General features: G+C 62.1%; 19 protein-coding genes. 10 read left to right on the plus strand and 9 right to left on the minus strand.

Annotated elements, in window-relative coordinates:
• Positions 1–3: 3 nt before the first annotated feature.
• The 8 genes from FJ943_RS16205 to FJ943_RS16240 form a co-directional block, all read right to left on the minus strand.
• Positions 4–1,017, minus strand: coding sequence for a type II secretion system F family protein (locus tag FJ943_RS16205; protein ID WP_015319328.1), 1,014 nt, complete (start codon positions 1,015–1,017; stop codon positions 4–6).
• A 29-nt stretch (positions 1,018–1,046) separates the two neighbouring features.
• Positions 1,047–2,558, minus strand: coding sequence for a CpaF family protein (locus FJ943_RS16210; protein ID WP_140722903.1), 1,512 nt, complete (start codon positions 2,556–2,558; stop codon positions 1,047–1,049).
• A gap of 23 nt (positions 2,559–2,581) precedes the next feature.
• Positions 2,582–3,871, minus strand: coding sequence for a CpaE family protein (locus FJ943_RS16215; RefSeq protein ID WP_140714020.1), 1,290 nt, complete (start codon positions 3,869–3,871; stop codon positions 2,582–2,584).
• 47 nt (positions 3,872–3,918) lie between these two features.
• Positions 3,919–4,650 (minus strand): CpaD family pilus assembly protein, encoded by a 732-nt coding sequence (locus FJ943_RS16220; RefSeq protein WP_140722906.1) that lies wholly within the window; start codon positions 4,648–4,650, stop codon positions 3,919–3,921.
• Positions 4,651–4,664: 14 nt separating this feature from the next.
• Complete coding sequence (locus FJ943_RS16225) at positions 4,665–6,179, minus strand: type II and III secretion system protein family protein (protein ID WP_140722909.1); 1,515 nt, start codon at positions 6,177–6,179, stop codon at positions 4,665–4,667.
• A complete protein-coding gene (gene cpaB, locus FJ943_RS16230) occupies positions 6,176–6,985 on the minus strand; it encodes a Flp pilus assembly protein CpaB (protein WP_140722912.1) in 810 nt (269 codons plus the stop codon). The genes FJ943_RS16225 and cpaB overlap by 4 nt, the downstream gene beginning before the upstream one ends.
• A 210-nt stretch (positions 6,986–7,195) precedes the next feature.
• A complete protein-coding gene (locus tag FJ943_RS16235) occupies positions 7,196–7,714 on the minus strand; it encodes a prepilin peptidase (RefSeq protein ID WP_015319334.1) in 519 nt (172 codons plus the stop codon).
• Between the two features lie 188 nt (positions 7,715–7,902).
• Positions 7,903–8,079: a Flp family type IVb pilin gene (locus tag FJ943_RS16240; protein ID WP_140614764.1), complete on the minus strand. Its 177-nt coding sequence runs from the start codon at positions 8,077–8,079 to the stop codon at positions 7,903–7,905.
• A gap of 358 nt (positions 8,080–8,437) precedes the next feature.
• Here FJ943_RS16240 and FJ943_RS16245 point away from each other — a divergent pair, with 358 nt between their 5' ends.
• The 3 genes from FJ943_RS16245 to FJ943_RS16255 all read left to right on the plus strand — a co-directional run bounded on the left by FJ943_RS16245 (position 8,438) and on the right by FJ943_RS16255 (position 10,262).
• Positions 8,438–8,860: a pilus assembly protein N-terminal domain-containing protein gene (locus FJ943_RS16245; RefSeq protein ID WP_140614765.1), complete on the plus strand. Its 423-nt coding sequence runs from the start codon at positions 8,438–8,440 to the stop codon at positions 8,858–8,860.
• 138 nt (positions 8,861–8,998) lie between these two features.
• Positions 8,999–9,580 (plus strand): TadE/TadG family type IV pilus assembly protein, encoded by a 582-nt coding sequence (locus FJ943_RS16250; RefSeq protein WP_140722915.1) that lies wholly within the window; start codon positions 8,999–9,001, stop codon positions 9,578–9,580.
• Between the two features lie 40 nt (positions 9,581–9,620).
• Complete coding sequence (locus FJ943_RS16255; protein WP_140723475.1) at positions 9,621–10,262, plus strand: TadE/TadG family type IV pilus assembly protein; 642 nt, start codon at positions 9,621–9,623, stop codon at positions 10,260–10,262.
• Between the two features lie 5 nt (positions 10,263–10,267).
• On the opposite strand, the gene FJ943_RS16260 is transcribed toward FJ943_RS16255, so the two are convergent.
• A complete protein-coding gene (locus FJ943_RS16260) occupies positions 10,268–11,188 on the minus strand; it encodes a phosphate/phosphite/phosphonate ABC transporter substrate-binding protein (RefSeq protein ID WP_140722918.1) in 921 nt (306 codons plus the stop codon).
• 135 nt (positions 11,189–11,323) lie between these two features.
• Between FJ943_RS16260 and FJ943_RS16265 the strand changes: the two genes are divergently transcribed.
• The 7 genes from FJ943_RS16265 (at position 11,324) to recF (ending at position 19,623) form a co-directional block, all read left to right on the plus strand.
• Positions 11,324–12,565 (plus strand): phosphopentomutase, encoded by a 1,242-nt coding sequence (locus FJ943_RS16265; RefSeq protein ID WP_140722921.1) that lies wholly within the window; start codon positions 11,324–11,326, stop codon positions 12,563–12,565.
• Positions 12,558–13,448 (plus strand): bifunctional DNA-formamidopyrimidine glycosylase/DNA-(apurinic or apyrimidinic site) lyase, encoded by an 891-nt coding sequence (gene mutM / locus FJ943_RS16270; protein ID WP_140722924.1) that lies wholly within the window; start codon positions 12,558–12,560, stop codon positions 13,446–13,448. The genes FJ943_RS16265 and mutM overlap by 8 nt, the downstream gene beginning before the upstream one ends.
• Positions 13,449–13,481: 33 nt before the next feature.
• A complete protein-coding gene (locus tag FJ943_RS16275) occupies positions 13,482–14,255 on the plus strand; it encodes an enoyl-CoA hydratase (protein WP_015319342.1) in 774 nt (257 codons plus the stop codon).
• Between the two features lie 179 nt (positions 14,256–14,434).
• On the plus strand, positions 14,435–14,701 hold the full coding sequence (rpsT, locus tag FJ943_RS16280) for a 30S ribosomal protein S20 (protein WP_015319343.1): 267 nt from the start codon (positions 14,435–14,437) through the stop codon (positions 14,699–14,701).
• A gap of 854 nt (positions 14,702–15,555) precedes the next feature.
• On the plus strand, positions 15,556–17,100 hold the full coding sequence (gene dnaA / locus FJ943_RS16285; protein ID WP_015313987.1) for a chromosomal replication initiator protein DnaA: 1,545 nt from the start codon (positions 15,556–15,558) through the stop codon (positions 17,098–17,100).
• A 199-nt stretch (positions 17,101–17,299) separates the two neighbouring features.
• Positions 17,300–18,418 (plus strand): DNA polymerase III subunit beta, encoded by a 1,119-nt coding sequence (dnaN, locus tag FJ943_RS16290; protein WP_015313988.1) that lies wholly within the window; start codon positions 17,300–17,302, stop codon positions 18,416–18,418.
• A gap of 65 nt (positions 18,419–18,483) precedes the next feature.
• Positions 18,484–19,623, plus strand: a complete 1,140-nt coding sequence (recF, locus tag FJ943_RS16295) for a DNA replication/repair protein RecF (RefSeq protein ID WP_140722927.1) — start codon at positions 18,484–18,486, stop codon at positions 19,621–19,623.
• Positions 19,624–19,650 lie beyond the last annotated feature (27 nt).

Consider the following 19,650-nt stretch of genomic DNA (forward strand, 5'->3'; position numbering starts at 1 on the left):
GCCCTAGACTTCAAAATTCATCATCTTGCGCATCACGAAGATGCCGATCGACATCCAGATGCCGGAAACACCGAGGATCAGATGGCCGACGCTGGTCGTGAACAGCGGCATCAGGTAGTTGGGACTGGAGAGATAGACGAGAAAGGCAACGATGAAAGGCAAGGCGCCGATGATGGCGGCGGATGCTTTCGCCTCCATCGACAGGGCCGCGACCTTGGCCTTCATCTTCTTGCGGTCGCGCAAGACGCGCGAAAGATTGCCTAGCGCTTCGGAGAGATTGCCACCGGCTTGCGACTGGATCTGGATGACGATGCCGAAGAAGCTCGCCTCGGTGCATGGCATGGTTTCGGGCATGCGCAAGGTGGCGTCGGGGATCGACAGGCCCATCTGCTGCGAATCGACGATGCGGCGAAACTCGGTCTTGACCGGTTCAGGGGATTCGTTGGCGATCAGGCGTATGGCATCGTTCAGCGGCAGGCCGGACTTGACCGCCCGCACGATGACGTCGAGCGCGTTTGGAAATTCGTTGAGGAATGACTTGACGCGCCGGCTACGACGAAAAGAAACGAACCAACGCGGCAGGCCAAGCGCTCCGGCGAGCAGCACACCGGGCAAGACAATCATCGGCGCACCGGCCACGAACGCGACCACCGTCAGCGCGAGACCGCAGATGGCCGAATAGATATAGAAACGTTCGATCGACACCTTCATCCCAGCCTGGCGAAGCTGCGCCTTCAGCGGCGGCTTCTTGACGGCGATGTCCTTGGATTTCTGCTTTTCGTCGAGATCCTTCAGTGAATCCTGCACCGATTTGCGGCGCTTGGCGGCGTCGGCCGCCCGGTCGCGGGTGGCCTTGACGACGGAACGGTCCGTCTCGGCGGCCTTGATCGTTTCCAGCCGCCTGCCGGCCTGTTTCTCGTTGCTGATCTGGTTGAACAGAAATACATAGGCGACCGCGCCGGCGCTGAAGCCGGCGAGTACGACAAACGCCAGTACGGTGCCGTCAATTCCAAACATCGACCAGAACCTTCACGCCTGTGAGTGCGTCAGTCAGCACGTTTCTCCATGGCCTCGAGCGCTATTGCGAGGCGCTGCTCTTCGCCGTAGTAGCGCGCGCGTTCCCAGAAATGCGGGCGGCCGATGCCGGTCGAGACGTGTTCTCCCAGCAGCCTGCCGTTGGCGTCCTCGCCCTTGATGTTGTAGAGGACGATATCCTGGGTGATGACGACGTCGCCCTCCATCCCGATCACTTCGGTGATATGGGTGATGCGGCGCGATCCATCGCGCAGGCGTGCCGCCTGGATAATGACGTCGATGGAGCCGACGACGATTTCGCGCACGGTTTTCTGCGGCAGCGAATAGCCACCCATGGCGATCATGGATTCGATACGGTTCAGGCATTCGCGCGGGCTGTTGGAGTGGATCGTGCCCATCGAGCCGTCATGGCCCGTGTTCATCGCCTGAAGAAGGTCGAAGACCTCGGGTCCGCGCACTTCGCCGACGATGATGCGTTCAGGCCGCATGCGCAGGCAATTCTTGACCAGGTCGCGCATCGTCACCTCGCCCTCGCCCTCGAGATTGGGCGGACGCGTTTCCAGGCGCACGACATGCGGCTGCTGCAGCTGCAGTTCGGCCGAGTCCTCACAGGTGATGACGCGCTCGTCGCGGTCGATGTAGTTGGTCAGGCAGTTGAGCAATGTCGTCTTGCCGGAGCCGGTGCCGCCCGAGATGACGATGTTGCAGCGGACACGGCCGATGATCTTGAGAACTTCAGCCCCTTGCGGAGAGATGGCGCCGAACTTGACCAGCTGATCGAGCGTCAGCTTGTCCTTCTTGAATTTGCGGATGGTGAGCGCGGTGCCATCGATAGCCAGCGGCGGCGCAATGACGTTGACGCGCGACCCGTCGGGAAGACGAGCGTCGCAGATCGGGCTGGATTCGTCGACGCGGCGGCCGACCTGGCTGACGATGCGCTGGCAGATGTTGAGAAGCTGCTGGTTATCGCGAAACCGAATGCCGGTCTGCTCGACCTTGCCGTTCACTTCGATGTAGACGTTCTTGGACCCGTTGACCATGATGTCGGCGATGTCGTCGCGCGCCAGCAACGGCTCGAGCGGCCCATAGCCAAGCACGTCATTGCAGATGTCCTCGAGCAGTTCTTCCTGCTCGGCGATCGACATCGCGAAGTTCTTGATCGCGATGATGTCGTTGACGATGTCGCGGATTTCCTCGCGCGCGCTTTCGGGATCGAGCTTGGCGAGCTGCGACAGGTCGATCGTATCGATGAGAGCCGAGAACACCTGGCTCTTGGTGTCATAGTAGGTTTCGCTCTTTTCGCGGCCCCTCCTCGGTTCCGGCGCCATGGGTGGCGCTTCGACCGCGCGCCTGGCCGGCGGCGCGACAGGTGCGCTCGGCTGAGTCGTGGCCGCGGGCCGGGCAAGCACCGCGGTGTCGGCCGGACCCGCGGCGGCCGGCGCAATCGTAGCCGGTGCCGATGCCGGCTGGCGGAATTCCGGCGTGAACCGGTTGCCGTCGTCGTTGCCTCTTTTACCGAACATGACCGACTACCGACCCCATTGCGTCACTTCTTGTTGCGCGAGAGCTTGCCGAGCAGACTGCCCAGGCCAGCTTTCTTCTTCGCCCGGATTTCGCTGCGGCCCGTCAGCACATGGGCAATCTCGTTGATCGTGGCCACAACCGGATTCTTGGCATCCATCTCGCCCAGCATGCGCCCGTTGTTTGCGGCATTGCCGAACAGCAGGGGATCAAAGCCGATGACCGACATTGGTGTCAGGCCGAGCGGTTCGGCGAAATCGGATGCCGAGATCTCGGGCCGCTTGGGCACGCCGGCCTGGTTGATGATCAATTTCGGCGGCGGGTCGTTCGGACGAAGCCGCTTCAACATGTCGACCAGGTTCTTGGTGTTGCGCAGATTGGCCAGTTCCGGAGTCGCCGTGATGACGATCTCGTCAGCCTTGACCAGCGTGTTCTTGGCCCATCCCGTCCAGACATGAGGAACATCGAGCACAAGCAGCGGCACGCTGCGCTGCGCGGTATCGACAAGTTGCGCGAAGGCATCGGGATCGAAGTCGTAGACGCGTTCCAGCGTCGAGGGCGCCGCAAGCAGCGACAGGTGCTCGGCGCATTGGGTCAACAGCCGGTCGAGATAGACTTCGTCTATGCGCTCGGGCGAGAACACCGCCTCGGCGATGCCCTGGGCCGGATCCTGGTCGAAATTGATGTTGGCGGTGCCGAAGGCGAGATCGAGGTCGGCGACAACGACCTCGGATTTGAACAGGGAGGACATTGCCCAGGCGACGTTGTGGGCGATAGTGGAAGAGCCGACGCCGCCCTTGGCGCCGACGAAGGCGACGGTGCGGCCGAGCGGTTCGGCATCCGGATCGACGAAGATCGACGACACGACGCTGACGATGTCGGCCATCGACACCGGCGCGATGACATACTCGGAGATGCCGGAACGGATGAGTTCGCGATAAAGACCGACATCATTGTAGTGACCGATCACCACCACTTTCGAGGATGGATCGCAGTATTCCGAAAGCTGGGCGAGCTGCTCCAGCAATTGCTTGGGTTCGCTGCGCGATTCCAGCAGGATCAGGTTCGGTGTCGGCGCCGACTGGTAGAATTCGATTGCGGTGGCGACGCCGCCCATATGGACCTTGAGATGCGCCTTGGTCATGCGACGGTCCTCCCCGGCGCGCTGGACCGGATTGGCAACGCCCTCGGTCTCGCAGAATGCCTGGATCGAAATGCGCGGAACCGGCCGCAACGCCTGCATCGCGGCGACGTCCTGCGGCGAGGTATCGCCGCCCTCGACGGTGGCGTCATAGGCAAGGCTGCTCATGGTCATGCTCTTTCCGTGGCCTGTTCCTGGCGTCGCTTCTTTCCGAGGGCGGCTTAGTAAGTCACTTCCGAGTTGCCGAGGAATTCATCCGAAATGCCCCTGTCTTGGTAGACACCGATGGCTTTGCTGCGATTTGCCGCATCAATGGTGGTAGACTTGCGCGGCCCGAGAAGGTCGGCCGGATTGGCCATCTGGGCGGCCAGATTGTTCTGATAGGAGCAGCCGAAATCGGCGTAGTGCTTGTTTTCCGACGTTTCCACCAGGTCATCGGGCCAACGTCCGCATTTGTCTGTCTGTGCCCTCACCGCGATATAGGAGACGCGAACCGGGGCTGATGCCTCGCTCGATCCAGCCTGATAGGAGACCACGACGATCCGGTTGCGCTTGATACCGGCGGCGGCCGCGAGCCGGGCGAAATCACGGCCGGCCGCCGTCGCGGCGACTTCGTTGGCGGATCCGCTTGGAATCTGGATCGTCAATGTCGGAGCGGCAGACTTGTCGTAGCCGTCGAGGAACCCCAGAAGCGTGTCGCGCTGCGCGCCGGTCATGCCACGGTCGCCGGCGCCGACGGGAAGATCGATCTTCTGGTTCTTCTCCGCGATGACGATCGGATGATTGGTGCGATAGTCGTCGGGGATGGCGCCGACGGTAATGCTGTCGCGGTGGGCGCAACCGGCCAGGAGAGCCGTCAACGCTGCCGCGAGGATCGGAAGGACCCGCAGGCCCGTTCGAGAACGGCCGGAGCGCATCGCCATGGTCTTTGCCTTCAATACTGACTGAGACATGTCCGCTTTCCCGTTCACTTGTAGATGAAGCCGACAACGCCATGATAGCGGCCGTTGGGCCTGTCGGTCTGCATGGTGCCGTAGACGCGATTGACACGCCCAAGGAACATGCCGGCCCCGTCGCTTGGAGGGTTGAAATTGTCGTCCGGCTTGGCGAGTTCATTGCGCGCCACCGGCTTCACCAGATAGGGCGTAATGATGATGACGAGCTCGGTCTCGTTGCGCACGAAATCCCTGCTGCGGAAGAGCGCGCCGAGCACCGGGATCTTTGTCAGTCCAGGCAAGCCGTTGACGGCTTGCCTGACATCGTCGCGAACAAGGCCGGCGATCATCATGGAGCCGCCGGAGGGCAGTTCCACCGTCGTATCGGCAAGACGCTTGCGCAGAGACAGGACATTCGTGCCGGGACTTGTCACACCCGAGGACAGCGAAACGGACCCTTCGGTGGTCGGCTCGGAAACCGACGTTCTGACTTTCAGGCTGATGCGACCGGGAGACAGCACCACCGGCTGGAACTCCAGGCCGATGCCATATTCGATCTTGTCGATGGTATAGTTCTTCAGGCCAGTCTGGTTGTCGGTCGACACGTTCGCCGTGACGCCGCTCACCATGTTGTATTCACCGCCGACCTTGAAGGTTGCCTTCTCGCCGGATACGGCAGTCAAGGTGGGCTCGGCCAAGGTCTTCATGACCCCGGACTGCTCCATGGCATTGACATAGGCTTGCAGCCCCGAGGCGCCTATATTGAACCCCGAATTCGACAGCTGCTTACCGAGTCCGGTGAAATTGTCGCTAGTCGCTCCATAGCTGATGCCGTTGCTGCCGCCACTGCCGACCATATTGACGCCGAGCTGCTTCATCACGGAACGGCTGACTTCGGCCACCGTCACCTTCAGCGTGACCTGATCATCTCCGATGATCTGCAGCAGATTGACGATCTGGCTGACGCGGCGCTCCTGGTCCGGATTGTTGATGTCGACACCGCTCTGGGCCGAGCCGCCAGCGGCGGTCTGCGAATATTGTCCCGTCGTCGCTTCACCGCCGGACACAAACATATTTGCCAGCTGTTCGGCACGCTTGGCATCCAAGGGGGTATCCACGGTGCCGGTCAGAACCACGTTGTCGTTGAGCAGTTCCACTTTGACGGCCGAGGTCGGAAGGAAGCGCTTGATATAGTCTTCCAGGCCGGCGACGTCGCGCTCGATGGCCAGGTCCAGGCTGGCGATCTGTTCGCCGTTCGGTCCAAAGACGAAGATGTTGGTTTCGCCGACCGACTTGCCAAAGAGATAGATACGCCTTGCGGTACGGGTCACGGCGTCGGCAACGGAGGGATTGGCGACAAGAATGTCATAGGCATCGCTCGGCAGGTCGATGACCACCGACTTGTTGAGGCCAAGCTTGACGCGCTGGGTGGCTGTCGTGGCCGACACCTGCGTGCTCTTCGCCTCGACGCCCTGCACATTCGCTCCGACGAGCAGCAGGCCGAATGCCATGGCTACGATTGCCGGCAGTTTAGCGCTTAGCCTCATTTCCTTGCCCCTACCTCGGAGACTTCGCCCGACTTGATCAGCCTCACCGTTCCCCTGCGACCATTGCCGGAAACGAGATAGTCGGCCTCGTCCACATTCTTTTCCTGGGTGTCCGTGATCGCCCGCAGCGCCAGCGTCAGGCGATCCGCCATCTGCTGGGCAACGGTGATGATCTCCGCCTGTTTGGGTGTCAGCTCCAGCGTGGCGGTCTGGCCTACCCTGGTCTTCTTGCCTTCCTCGTCTTCCTGGATGGTCTGATCGATTGCCAGGACGCGGATATTCTTCAGGATGGTCTCGGTGCTGAAGCCGGCCCCGGTGTTGGCATCGGCCCTGCGGGTCATGATGACGTCGACGAAATCGTTTGGAAGAATGAAGCCGCCGGCCGAGGTGTCGGCCGATATGGTCGTGGCGACCGCCCGCATGCCGGAAGGCAGGATGGACGACATGAAGCTTTGCCCCTCGCCGATCAGCTTGGAGCGCCGCACGGGCTCGCCCGCATACATCGGCACACGGGCAATCGACGCTTTCAGCTTCTCCAGGGCATCGGGAGCGGTGGCCTTGGTGATGAAATTCGCGTTGATGCCGTCAGCGGGCCAGGATTGCCAGGCGATGCTGTTCTGGAGCGCGTTGCCCATCGCGACATCACCCGAAAGCACGAGCACATCCTGCAGGGATACCGCCGGGGCCTGGGGGCCAGAATCGACGACGATCTGAGGCGGCGGAGCGACCATGTTTTTTGCGACATAGCCAGCACCGCCCGCCGCGGCCACCGCCACGCTCAGAATAATCAATCGGGATGCTGGCATCTGTCCGAACCCTCGCCCTTGGCAAACCACCTAGCCAAGCCGGACTTTGCAGCGGCAATCGTCAAAACAAGGTTAATGCAATGCTTACGATCGTGATTAATTTAAGGTTTACATAAATTGGATGGATCGCGCCGAGATGCGTGGAAATGCTGGGCCGCTGCTCCGCAAGACGGCTTGCAAGGCACGCCAGCCGACGAAAAATTGATGAATTCAGTTCGCCAGCCTTGCCAGCGCCCATACCATCATGGGGGAATCGGGGAAGGTCAGCAGTCCGCCGAGGCCGAGCGCGATCCCATAGGGAACACCGGCCGACTCTTCGGCGAAATGACGCAGGAATGGATTGCGGCCGGTGAAAACCGCCAGCGTCGACTTCCGGTAAAGCAGGATGGCGATTGTCAGAAGGCCGCCGATGAATGTCGAGACGACCAGATATTCGACGAGATGCACGTTGAGCCCCATCCACACGGCCGTGGCGGCCAGCAGTTTGGCGTCGCCGCCGCCCATGCCACCCAAGGCGAACAGGCCGAACGTCACGGCAAGGACGATGGCGCCGGCGGCGAAATGTCCGCCATAGGCTGCCCAGTCCATGCCCGTCAGCGGCGCCACCAGCGCGAAGACGACGACAAGCAGCACCGGCACGCGATTGGCGATCGTCATCGACAGCATGTCGGAGATCGCGGCGAACAGCATGCAGAACGGGAAGACGACGAAGATCAGGGCTTCAAGCATCGGCGCTTATGCCTATTGTGCGGATTTCCAGGATACTCAATCTAGGTCGGTTCGATTAACGATTGATGAGGTCCGCATGAAAAGACGGTCGTTGTCGGCAGCACTCTGGACCGGTCACAGAGAAACAGGGGCCGCAATGTGGCGACCCCTGTCCAGAATGCAATCCAGGTGATCAGCAAATAAGCAGATCAGCTGCCGCTGCTGTTCAGCGTTGTACCGATGGTCGTGAACTTGGCGTTGATGGCATTGCCGAGCGCGCCTGCGCCGGTGATGATGGCGAGCGCGATGAGAGCGGCGATCAGACCATATTCGATGGCGGTCGCGCCGGATTCGTCCTTCACGAAACGTGCGATGAGATTAGACATTCGAGAGCTCCTACTCCACGTGTTACAGCACTTCCGTCAACTTCTGTGATGGTTGATCGGATGCTGCAAATCTAGGGAGAAGCTCTTTCGATCGGCTTAATAAACAGCCTTACCGATTCCTTTCCCGGCTAGAACATGTTGCGTGGTTAACTCCACACTAAGCGCTGGCTAATGTTCTGTTTTGCAGGTCGACGCCGCAAACGGCAAGGGCTTGGGCAGGCTTGCGACGCCTGCACGAGTCCGATGGTGCGCTCGGCCATGCCGACCGCCATATCCGGGCGCAACAAGTCAACTTAACCGTTGGTTCACCAATCTCGTTCATGTTCTGTTGAACAGTCCGCTTGCGTGGAGCGCCTTGATGGCCGTGCCGAGATCCTCAATTCTGATTGCCCTGCTTCTTGCCGCCGCCAGCTTGACCGCGCCCGCCAGGGCCGGTGCCGGGATCGAGGTCACCATGAACCAGGCCAAGATCGTGAAATTGTCGCGCCCCGCCGATACGATCGTCGTGGGCAACCCGGCAATCGCCGACGCCTCCGTCCAGGATGCCTCGACGATCGTGCTCACCGGCAAGGGTTTCGGTGTCACCAATCTCGTCGTTCTCGACCCAGAGGGCAGCCCGATCGTCGACGCACAGGTTACCGTGGTCCGCCAGGCGGCCTCGTCGGTTCGCATTTACCGGCGCGCGGAGGTCCAGACCATGTCGTGCACGCCCTATTGCGAAAGCTCCTACAAGAGTGACGCGGAGAAATCGTCCGAAGCCGAGATGAGCGTCAGCAAATAAGCCATGCGGGCCGTGCCAGCGCCCAGGTTACTGCCTGGTTAAAGCGCCTGCGCCGAGTTTAACGATCATTCAAACCGGACCTCAATTGGTTTGCACTAATACACCTGTCAGCACCGTCCAGGATGGCAGGAACATCGCATGAGCAAGGAATTCGGCTCGACAGATCAATGCAAGATCGAGCGCGCCAGGCCTTTCCAGCGCTTCGTGCGCGACCGGCGCGGCGCCACGGCGCTGGAGTTCGCGCTGCTTGCGATGCCGTTCGCGCTTCTTGTCTTCGCCATCCTTGAAAGCTGCATCTCGTTTGCCAGCCAGGAGGTGATGGCCAACATTACCGACGATGTCGCGCGCCGGCTGCGCACCGGCCAGTTGAGGGCCGCCGATGTTGCCGGAGATAATTTGAAGAACATGATCTGCGGCAAGCTGGAAATCATCGTTTCGCAGGATTGCCCCAATCAGTTGAGCGTCGATCTTCGCCAGTACACTGCATTCGCCGACGCGGCCCAGGCCGGCTTCAGGATTCAGGGCGGTAACATCCAGTTGACGAATAGCGGCGCCGATGTGCCCTTTACCGTCACGGCGGGTGCGGCGGAGTCAAGGAACATGCTGCGGGTTTTCTACAAATGGCCCATCATGACCAACCTGATGGCGCAGTCGATGGGCGGCAACAGAACCCTGCATTTCGCTTCGGTGACCTGGCAGAACGAGCCGTTCGACAATTGAGACCATCAGCGAAGCAACAATAAGAAAAAAGGCAGTGAATATGATGCGTGCGGGGGCACATCAGGGAATTGCTGGGCTCTGGGGCAAATCAATGCTCTGGGGCAAATCAACCCGGTTCTGGTCCAATCGTCGCGGCGTCGCGGCGGTCGAGTTCGCGCTTATCGCGCCTATCCTGCTGGTCATGTATTTCATGACCATGGAGGCTTCGCAGGCCATCGAGACGAGCAAGAAGGTCAGCCGTGTCGGCAGCATGGTCGCCGATCTCGTCACACAACAGCCGACCATCGCCAAAGTGGACCTCGATGCCATCATGAAGATCGGCACCTTGACCCTTCAACCCTATAACCGCTCCGTGCCGGACATCACCATCACGGCCATACAGGTCACCACCGATGCCACGCCGCAGGTCCTGGTGGTGTGGTCGCGCAAGGTGGTCAACGGTGTGAACGGCGTCGGGGCCACCGCCGGCACCGCCACCACGGTTCCGGCAAGCCTCAGGGTCCCCGGAACCTTCCTCGTCCGCGTCGACAGCACCCTGGCCTATAAGCCGATCATCAGCTGGACGACCGACAGCCAACAGAAGCTCGGGTTTGTCGAGACGCTCGCCAAAGGCATGACGATGAGCGAAACCTATTATCTGCGTCCCCGCAGAAGCGTCACGATCCCTTGCAGCGATTGCTGAAGGACTTATTGCCGCCCATCGACCGATACCATCCGCACGATGGCCTCCGCCGCCGCATAGTCCTTGGGAGCCACGGGCATGAAGCCGCCAGCATGCTTCGGCTCCAGAAGGTCGTAGACATCCGGCGTCGTCGATTTGAGGTTGGTGAGGAACACGGTCAGCCGACGCTTGGCTTCCGGATCGAGGTCGCCGCGCACCGCATGGGGACCGTATCTCAGCAGACCCGACGTCCACACGACCTGAAGGGCCGAGGCCGAAAGGCCCGACGATTCGAGCCTTGCCTGCGTACCCCCAGGCAGTCGCGGCTGACCGTCGGCCGCTGCCTTCACCCAGCCGAACATGGCGTCGGCCTTGCCGTCGACGAGCATGGTTTCAGCCGCCGACGCCGACGGGGCATGGACAAGGAATGGTGCGTCTTCGGCGATCCTGACATGCTCGGCGGCCAAGCCCGCCAGCGGCAAAAGCGAACCGCCGACGCTGTCCGGCGGCGGCATGGCGATCCGGCGGGTCTCCATGTCAGCCAGGCCGGGCAATTCGCCGTCCCTGGTCAGCAGTACCGAGCGGATGCCGGCCGCACCGTCTGAATCGACCGGAGCTACGAGCGGCTCGACGCATTTGCAGCGTTGCAGCGCCGTGGCGTAAGCGGTCGCCGAATAGATGGCGTATTCGATCCGCGCATTGGCCTGTGCCTCGATCAGTGCCGCGTAATCGCGGGCAACGACGAATTCCACCTTCATGCCGAGCGCATCGGTAAAGGCTTGCATCAGCACGGCCAGCCCCGGAACGGTATTGCCGGCGCCGGGTTCGGCGACGATACCGATGCGAAATGTGCCGATATCGTCGCGCCAGTCTGCCCACGCCGGTCCACAACAGAACGCGCTGTTCACAGCCATGAGGGCAGTCCAGGTCTTGAGCGCAGCCTTCATGACGGGACCGCCTTGCCTCTTGTTTCGTCCATGGGCGCCCAACTGGTCGCGACACCTGATCTTTGCGCCTTCCGAATTGCCAAGGCCGCCATGGAACCCTATGTCTTGAGGTCCACACTGGCAACAAATGACCCGATGGCGCGTGCATTCCTCTTTGTCCTGGATTCCTTCGGCATCGGCGGCGCGGCCGACGCAGAACGCTATGGCGACGCCGGTGCAAACACGCTGGCGCACATCGCCGAAGCTTGCGCGGAAGGGCGCGCCGATCGCGACGGGCTTCGTCAGGGACCACTGTTCGTCCCCCACATGGCATCGCTGGGACTTGGCAAGGCGGCCGAGACGGCGACAGGACTGGGTTTTGCTCATTTCGGGACGGACCTGCTCGCCAATGCCTTCCATGGCGCGGCGCAGGAGATTTCGAGCGGCAAGGACACGCCTTCCGGCCACTGGGAGATCGCAGGCCTGCCAGTACGCTTCGACTGGGGTTATTTCCCGGATACGGTTCCCGCCTTTCCGGCCGACCTGACCGAGGCGATCATCCGCGAGGGCAAGGTTTCAGGCATCCTCGGCAATTGCCATGCGCCAGGCACCGAGATCATCGAGCGGTTCGGCGAGGAACACATCCGCACGGGCAAGCCGATCTGCTACACGTCGGTCGATTCCGTCCTGCAGATCGCCGCGCATGAGATCCATTTCGGCCTGGAGCGGCTCTATGAATTGTGCCAGGTGGTGCGCCGGCTGGTTGACCCGCTGAGGATCGGACGGGTGATCGCGCGCCCCTTCGTCGGCGAGACGTCAGCCACCTTCGAACGAACCTACAACCGCCACGACTACGCCGTGCCGCCACCCGAAGCGACATTGCTCGACCGGCTGACGGCGCGCGGCAGCCGCGTCATCGCCGTTGGCAAGATCGGCGACATCTTCGCCCATCGCGGGATTTCGCAGGTGCGCAAGGCGGCGGGCAACATGGCCATGTTCGACCAGGCGCTGGGCGCCATGGACGAGGCCGGCGACGGTGACCTCGTGTTCGCCAATTTCGTCGATTTCGACACCGAATTCGGCCATCGCCGCGACGTCGCCGGTTATGCCGCCGCACTCGAGGCCTTCGACCGGCGTCTGCCGGAGGCGTTTGCGAAGCTGAAGCAGGGCGACCTTCTCATCCTGACCGCCGACCACGGCAACGATCCGACCTGGCGCGGCACCGATCATACGCGCGAACGCATTCCGGTCATCGGCACTGGACCCGGCCTCAAAGGCGGCGACATAGGGCTGAGGGCGACATTCGCCGATATCGGCGAGACGGTTGCCGAACATCTGCGGCTGGCGCGCGGCCGTAACGGCACGTCCTTCCACGCCACGATTGGCGGCCATGCCTGAATTGCCCGAAGTCGAAACGGTCCGGCGCGGCCTGCAGCCGGTCCTGGAAGGTGCCCATCTGGCCAAGGTCGAGATGAGACGACCCGATCTGCGCTTCCCCTTTCCCGAACGGTTCTCGGAGCGGCTGACAGGCAGGACGGTCACGGCGCTTGGCCGGCGCGCCAAATATCTGACCATGCATATGCAAGGTGGTCCGGTTCTGATCTGCCACCTCGGCATGTCGGGCTCCTTTCGCATCGAGACCGGCGACGACGACGAGACACCGGGCGTGTTCCATCATGAGCGTTCGAAGAGCGCGGCGCACGATCATGTCGTGTTCCATGTCGTTTCCGCGGCCGGCGCGCGCTCCCGGGTGATCTTCAACGACCCGCGCCGCTTCGGTTTCATGCTGTTTGCGGAAGAGCCGCCGGAGACGCATCCGATGCTGGGCGGGCTGGGTGTCGAGCCCACCGGCAATGCGCTGGACGGCGGTCTGCTTGCCTCGCTGCTGAAAGGCCGCAGAGCGCCGCTCAAGGCAGCGCTTCTCGACCAGAGGCTGATCGCCGGCTTGGGCAATATATACGTCTCGGAGGCGCTCTGGCGCGCAGGCCTATCACCCCTGCGCGAGGCAGGCACCATCGCCAAGCCAGGCAAGAAGGCCAGGGAACAAAGCGAAGGCCTCGCCGAGGCAATCCGTTCGGTCATCGCGGACGCCATCGCGGCCGGCGGGTCTTCACTGCGCGACTATGTGCGCACCGATGGGTCGCTGGGTTATTTCCAGCATTCCTTCGCCGTGTACGACCGCGAGGGTGAGCCTTGCCCCAAGCCCGGCTGCAGCGGCCATGTCCAACGTATCGTGCAGAGCGGACGCTCGACCTTCTATTGCCGGACCTGTCAGAGGTAAGCTAGACCGCCATCGAGCAAGGAGAAGCAGCCCATGGACTATGAGACGATCATCACCGAGACGCGTGGCAAGGTCGGGCTGATCACGCTGAACCGGCCAAAAGCGCTCAATGCGTTGAATTCCCGGATCCTTGCTGAACTCGTCTCGGCCGTGAACGGTTTCTGCGCCGATCCTGGCATCGGCGCCGTGGTTGTTACCGGTTCCGACAAGGCCTTTGCCGCCGGCGCCGACATCAAAGAAATGCAGGCGATCTCCTACGCGGATGCCTACAGCCAGGACTTCTTCGTTGGCTGGGAAGAGTTCACGCGGGCACGAAAGCCGATCATCGCGGCGGTGGCCGGCTATGCCCTGGGAGGCGGCTGCGAACTCGCCATGATGTGCGACTTCATCATTGCCGCCGATACGGCCAAATTCGGCCAGCCCGAGATCACGCTCGGTGTCATTCCCGGCATGGGCGGGTCGCAACGCCTGACCCGGTTCGTCGGCAAATCGAAAGCAATGGACATGTGCCTGACGGGACGAATGATGGATGCCGCCGAGGCCGAACGTTCGGGCCTGGTGTCGCGGGTCGTTCCGGCCGCCGAGCTGGTCGAAGAGGCCGTCAAGGCGGCGGCCAAAATCGCGGATTTCTCGCTGCCATCGGTGATGATGGCCAAGGAAGCGGTGAACCGGGCCTATGAGACGACGCTTGCCGAGGGATTGCGCTTCGAACGCCGCCTGTTCCACTCGCTTTTCGCGCTCGAAGACCAGAAGGAAGGGATGGCGGCGTTCGCCGAAAAGCGGAAGCCGAATTTCACCAACCGGTAGGGCGTGGCGGGCCAGCGTCCGAAACCCGTGGCATCGGCAAAAAGAACGCCCGTCGGCGTTGACGCGCCGGAAAAGCTGAACTATAAGCCGCACCAACCGAGGCGGCCCCGTGGCTGCCCGTTTGTTTTTTGCGCCCTGCGGCACGCCGCGTGCGCCGACCAGATCAGAAGAGAGGCATCATGGCCAACACATCCTCGGCCAAAAAGGCAACGCGCAAGATCGCCCGCCGCGCAGCGATCAACAAGAACCGCCGCTCGCGCGTCCGCACCTACGTGCGCCAGGTCGAAGAGGCACTCGCCTCCGGCGACAAGGCCGCCGCACAGGCCGCCTTCAAGGCAGCCGAGCCGGAATTGATGCGCGCCGCAACCAAGGGCGTGATGCACAAGAACACAGCGTCCCGCAAGGTGTCGCGCCTCGCCCAGCGCCTCAAGGTGCTGTCGGCCTGACATCGCCTTTTCAGGACGATCTTCTTCGAACCCGGCCGATCGCGCCGGGTTTTTTCGTTTGCCGGCAAGTACTTAAAAAGAATAGCCGCAGACAGCCCCAAGTGCAGATTCCCGAGTGCGAAATGATTTGCCGGCACATACATGCCCGCTGATGACCGGCACGCTTGAAAAGCGCCGACTGAAAAAACTACGCTCCGCACAAATAGCTATTTTTTTTCAATCGGTTAGCGGCAGTCATCCACAGCTTGTCCACAACGCGCCGAAGAGACGGGAGGACAACTGGCTGTCAAGTGAATTATTTCAGAAAATTTCGCGCCGGCCCGGCTTTTTCATATTCGTCGGAAAAGGGTTTGAATCCCAATGGCTTTGTCAAAATATGCCGCTGCGGCATGGCGCTCCAACCTGCCCGAGGTAACCAGATTCCTTAAAAATCCGTTAGACGTGGCCTTGCCCTATCCACAGCGATTTCGGTAATGTCGATCTATCGAACGGGACGGGCCTCTGGCCCTAACCCAGCCTTACGCGGCCAGCTTAAATTGGCGGGATTTGCGACGTGGATCAAGTCCGCGAACGGGTATGGTTTGCTCTTTTTCGATACGGTAGGGGACTGGCGTAACTAGACATGGCAGGTAGGACGGCGCGCCGGCGCTCTTTCGCCGGACGGCGTTGTATTGCCCTGACATACCCAACGCGGACTGGCTTCCATGGGCCGGCACCGGTTCCCGTCGGATAGTGGGCGACGTTCATTGCCGGCGGCGGCAATGGCCATCGTAGCGAAGACACGGTCGCCGGAAAAGGATGCAGGAGGCGCATCCCCAGCGAAAAACAGGTACAGAAAGGCAAGGAACTCGATCATGCAGAGCGGCATCGAAAGGGAGCTTACGGGCGACCTCCCATTTCCTGGAACTTTGATCGGAGCAAACGAGATGGCGGTCTCCAGCGACGCGGAACAGAAGTTCGACCGGGTCAAGGCCCAGTTGAAGGCGCGCCTGGGAACCGAAGTCTATTCCAGCTGGTTTGGGCGCATGAAGGTCGCGGAAGCGTCCAAGGGCATTGTCCGCATCTCCGTGCCCACCGCATTCCTGCGCTCGTGGATCAACGGCCACTATCATGATCTCATTTCAGAGCTGTGGAAGCACGAGGATCCCGAGCTTCTCAAGATCGAAATCGTCGTGCGCACCGCAACCCGTCAGGGGCGCGGCCAGCCCGAACCGGAATTGGCGCCGGCCCGCAAGATGACGCGGCAGACGCAGACGGCGCTGGCCGCCGGCACCGTCAGTCCAAGTAGGGTGGAGCGGTCTCCGATGCCGCGTCCGGGCGTGCCGGTCGAGAGCGAGTTCCGCCACAATGTCCTGGGATCACCGCTTGATCCGCGTTACACGTTCGGCTCCTTCATCGAGGGACCGTCGAACCGCGTTGCCTTCGCCGCCGCCAAGGCCGTGGCGGAATCGCAGTCGAGCGCGGTACGCTTCAACCCGCTTTTCCTGCATGCCACCGTCGGGCTCGGCAAGACGCACCTGCTGCAGGCCATCGCGGCGGAATCGCTGAAGCAGAACCCGAAGTCACGCGTCGTCTACCTCACCGCGGAGTATTTCATGTGGCGCTTCGCCACGGCGATCCGCGACAACAACGCACTGACGCTCAAGGAGCAGTTGCGCGACATCGATCTCTTGATCATCGATGACATGCAATTCCTGCAGGGCAAATCGATCCAGCATGAATTCTGTCATCTGATCAACATGCTGCTCGACAGCGCCAAGCAGGTCGTCGTTGCCGCCGACCGGCCACCGTCGGAGCTGGAATCGCTCGAACCGCGGGTCCGTTCGCGTCTCAATGGCGGCGTCGCGCTCGAAATGTCGGCGCCCGATTTCGCCATGCGGCTCGGCATGCTCAAACTGCGTCTGGCCACGGCCAGGATCGACGATGCATCGCTGGGCATTTCCGAAGAGATCCTCAACCACGTTGCCCGCACCGTGACCGGCAGCGGACGTGAACTGGAGGGCGCCTTCAACCAGCTCCTGTTTCGCCAGTCGTTCGAGCCGCAGATCACCATCGACCGCATCGACGAGATCCTCGGCCACATCTATCGCACGGGCGAGCCGAAGCGGGTCCGCATCGAGGACATTCAGCGCATCGTGGCGCGTCACTACAACGTCTCGAAGACGGAATTGCTGTCCAATCGGCGCACGCGCACCATCGTCAAGCCGCGACAGGTCGCCATGTATCTGTCGAAGGTGATGACGCCGCGCTCGCTGCCGGAAATCGGACGGCGCTTCGGTGGTCGCGATCACACGACGGTGCTGCACGCCGTGCGCAAGATCGAGGACCTTTCCGGCAATGACAACACGCTGGCGCAGGAACTGGAATTGCTGAGAAGGCTGATCAACGACCAGGCCTGACCGGCCAGAAGCGCCCGCTTGCGGGGTTGGCCAGCTTTATCCCCAGAAAGCCCGCGCAACCGGCCCGAACCGGTGGCGCGGGCTTGCGTTCACTGGTTTTTTCCTGTCAGTTTGCGTAGATTCTGAAGCCTGTTCAGAGCTTTCGCGGGGCGCCGGCAGCCGGAGACCCGTTCATTCATTCAAGCGAGCCTGTTTCGTCATGCGTGTTATCCTGGAACGGTCAAATCTCCTGAAGTCGCTCAACCACGTGCACCGCGTGGTCGAACGGCGCAACACCATACCGATCCTGTCGAACGTGCTTCTCAGCGCGGACGGCGCCAGCCTCGAAATGAAGGCCACCGACCTCGACCTGGAGGTGACGGAAGCGACGCCCGCCAAGGTCGAGCGCGGCGGCGCGACGACGGTCCCCGCGCACCTGCTCTATGACATCGTGCGCAAGCTCTCCGACGGCGCCGAGGTAATGCTGAAGACGGATGAGGACGGCAACGCCATGACGGTGACGTCGGGCCGCTCGAGCTTCCGCCTGCAGTGCCTGCCGCAATCCGATTTTCCCGAGCTTTCGGCCGGATCCTTCTCGCACATCTTCCGCCTCGATGCGGTGGCGCTGAAGGGCCTGATCGAGAAGACGCAGTTCGCCATCTCCACCGAGGAGACACGCTACTATCTCAACGGCATCTACCTGCACACGCATGAAGTCGGCGGCAAGCTGAAGCTGCGCTCGGTGGCAACCGACGGCCATCGGCTGGCGCGCGCCGAGATTGACGCGCCGGCCGGCTCCGAGGGCATGCCGGGCATCATCATTCCGCGCAAAACAGTGAGCGAGTTGCAGAAACTGGTCGACGATCCGGATGTCGCCGTGACCACCGAACTGTCCGACACCAAAATCCGCTTCACCATCGGCAGCGTCGTCCTCACCTCGAAGCTGATCGACGGCACCTTCCCGGACTATCAGCGGGTCATTCCGACCGGCAACGACAAGAAGCTGATCCTCGACCGCCAAAGCTTCGCCGCCGCGGTCGACCGGGTCTCGACCATCTCTTCCGAACGCGGCCGCGCGGTGAAGCTCTCGATCAGCGAAGGCCAGGTGACGCTTGCGGTCAACAATCCGGATTCAGGCAGCGCCACGGAAGAACTGGCGGCCGACTATTCGGCCGACCCGATCGAGATCGGCTTCAACGCCAAATACCTGCTCGATGTCGCCGCGCAATTGACCGGCACGGAGGCCAAATTCATGTTGGCCGATGCCGGTTCGCCGACGCTGATCCACGACATGGCCGATGAGACCGCGCTTTACGTGCTGATGCCGATGCGGGTATAGCCGGCGCGGCGTCGCTGGCGATACGACCGGCCTTGGTTGCGGCGACTTCTACAGGCGGATAGCGGTTGCCGGCACAAACCCACATAAGTAAGCTCACGCTTACCAATTTTCGCAACTATGCGACCCTTGCGATAGATGTCGCGCCGGGCGCCGTGGTCTTTGCCGGCGACAATGGTGCCGGTAAGACCAATCTCCTCGAAGCGATCTCCTTTTTGACACCGGGACGCGGCTTGCGCCGCGCAGCCTACGGGGATGTGGCCCGTGAGGGTGGCGATGGCGGTTTTGCCCTGCATGCACGGCTCGACGGACCTGAAGGCGAGGTCGAGATCGGTACAGGCATTTCCGGGGGCGACACCGCGGAGAGCGGCAGGCGGGTGCGTATAAATGGAGCCGCGGCGCGGGCCGAGGACATGCTGGAATGGCTGCGGGTCGTGTGGCTGACGCCGGCGATGGATTCGCTGTTCACCGGGCCGGCCGCGGATCGCCGGCGCTTTCTCGACCGGCTGGTGCTAGCGATCGATCCCGGCCATGGCCAGCGCGCACTCGATTACGAGAAGGCGATGCGAGGCCGTAACCGCTTGCTGACGGAAGGCTCGCGGGATGCCAGCTGGTTCGAGGCGATAGAGACGCAGATGGCCGAGACCGGCGTGGCGATAGCGGCCGCGCGCGCCGAGTTGGTGCGCCTGCTGGTGGCCATGATCGACAGGCTGCCCGACACCGGACCGTTTCCGCGGGCCGATATCGGCCTTTCGGGTGAATTGGAGGCCGAGATTGCCGGTGCGCCGGCGGTCGATGTCGAGGAGCGGTTCCGACGGGCGCTTGCCGATGGCCGCGACCGCGACCGCGCCGCCGGACGTACCCTCGAGGGCCCGCACCGCTCGGACCTCATGGTCCGGCACCGGCCCAAGGCAATGCCGGCCGAACTCTGCTCGACCGGCGAACAGAAGGCGTTGCTGGTCGGCATCGTGCTGTCGCATGCCCGGCTGACCGGCGAAATGTCCGGCCTGACGCCGATCCTGCTGCTCGACGAGATCGCGGCGCACCTCGATGGCGGCCGGCGCGCGGCACTGTTCTCGATCCTGGAAGACCTGAACTGCCAGGCTTTCATGACGGGTACCGATGCGGCGCTGTTTTCCAGCCTGCATGGCCGCGCTCAGTTCCTGACGGTCGACCATGGCACGGTTGGGCCAACCGAAGACCCCTGATAAGATTTTTCGGCTGCTATATGGTCC

Source organism: Mesorhizobium sp. B2-3-10, assembly GCF_006442275.1.
In the GTDB taxonomy this organism is placed as follows: domain Bacteria; phylum Pseudomonadota; class Alphaproteobacteria; order Rhizobiales; family Rhizobiaceae; genus Mesorhizobium; species Mesorhizobium australicum.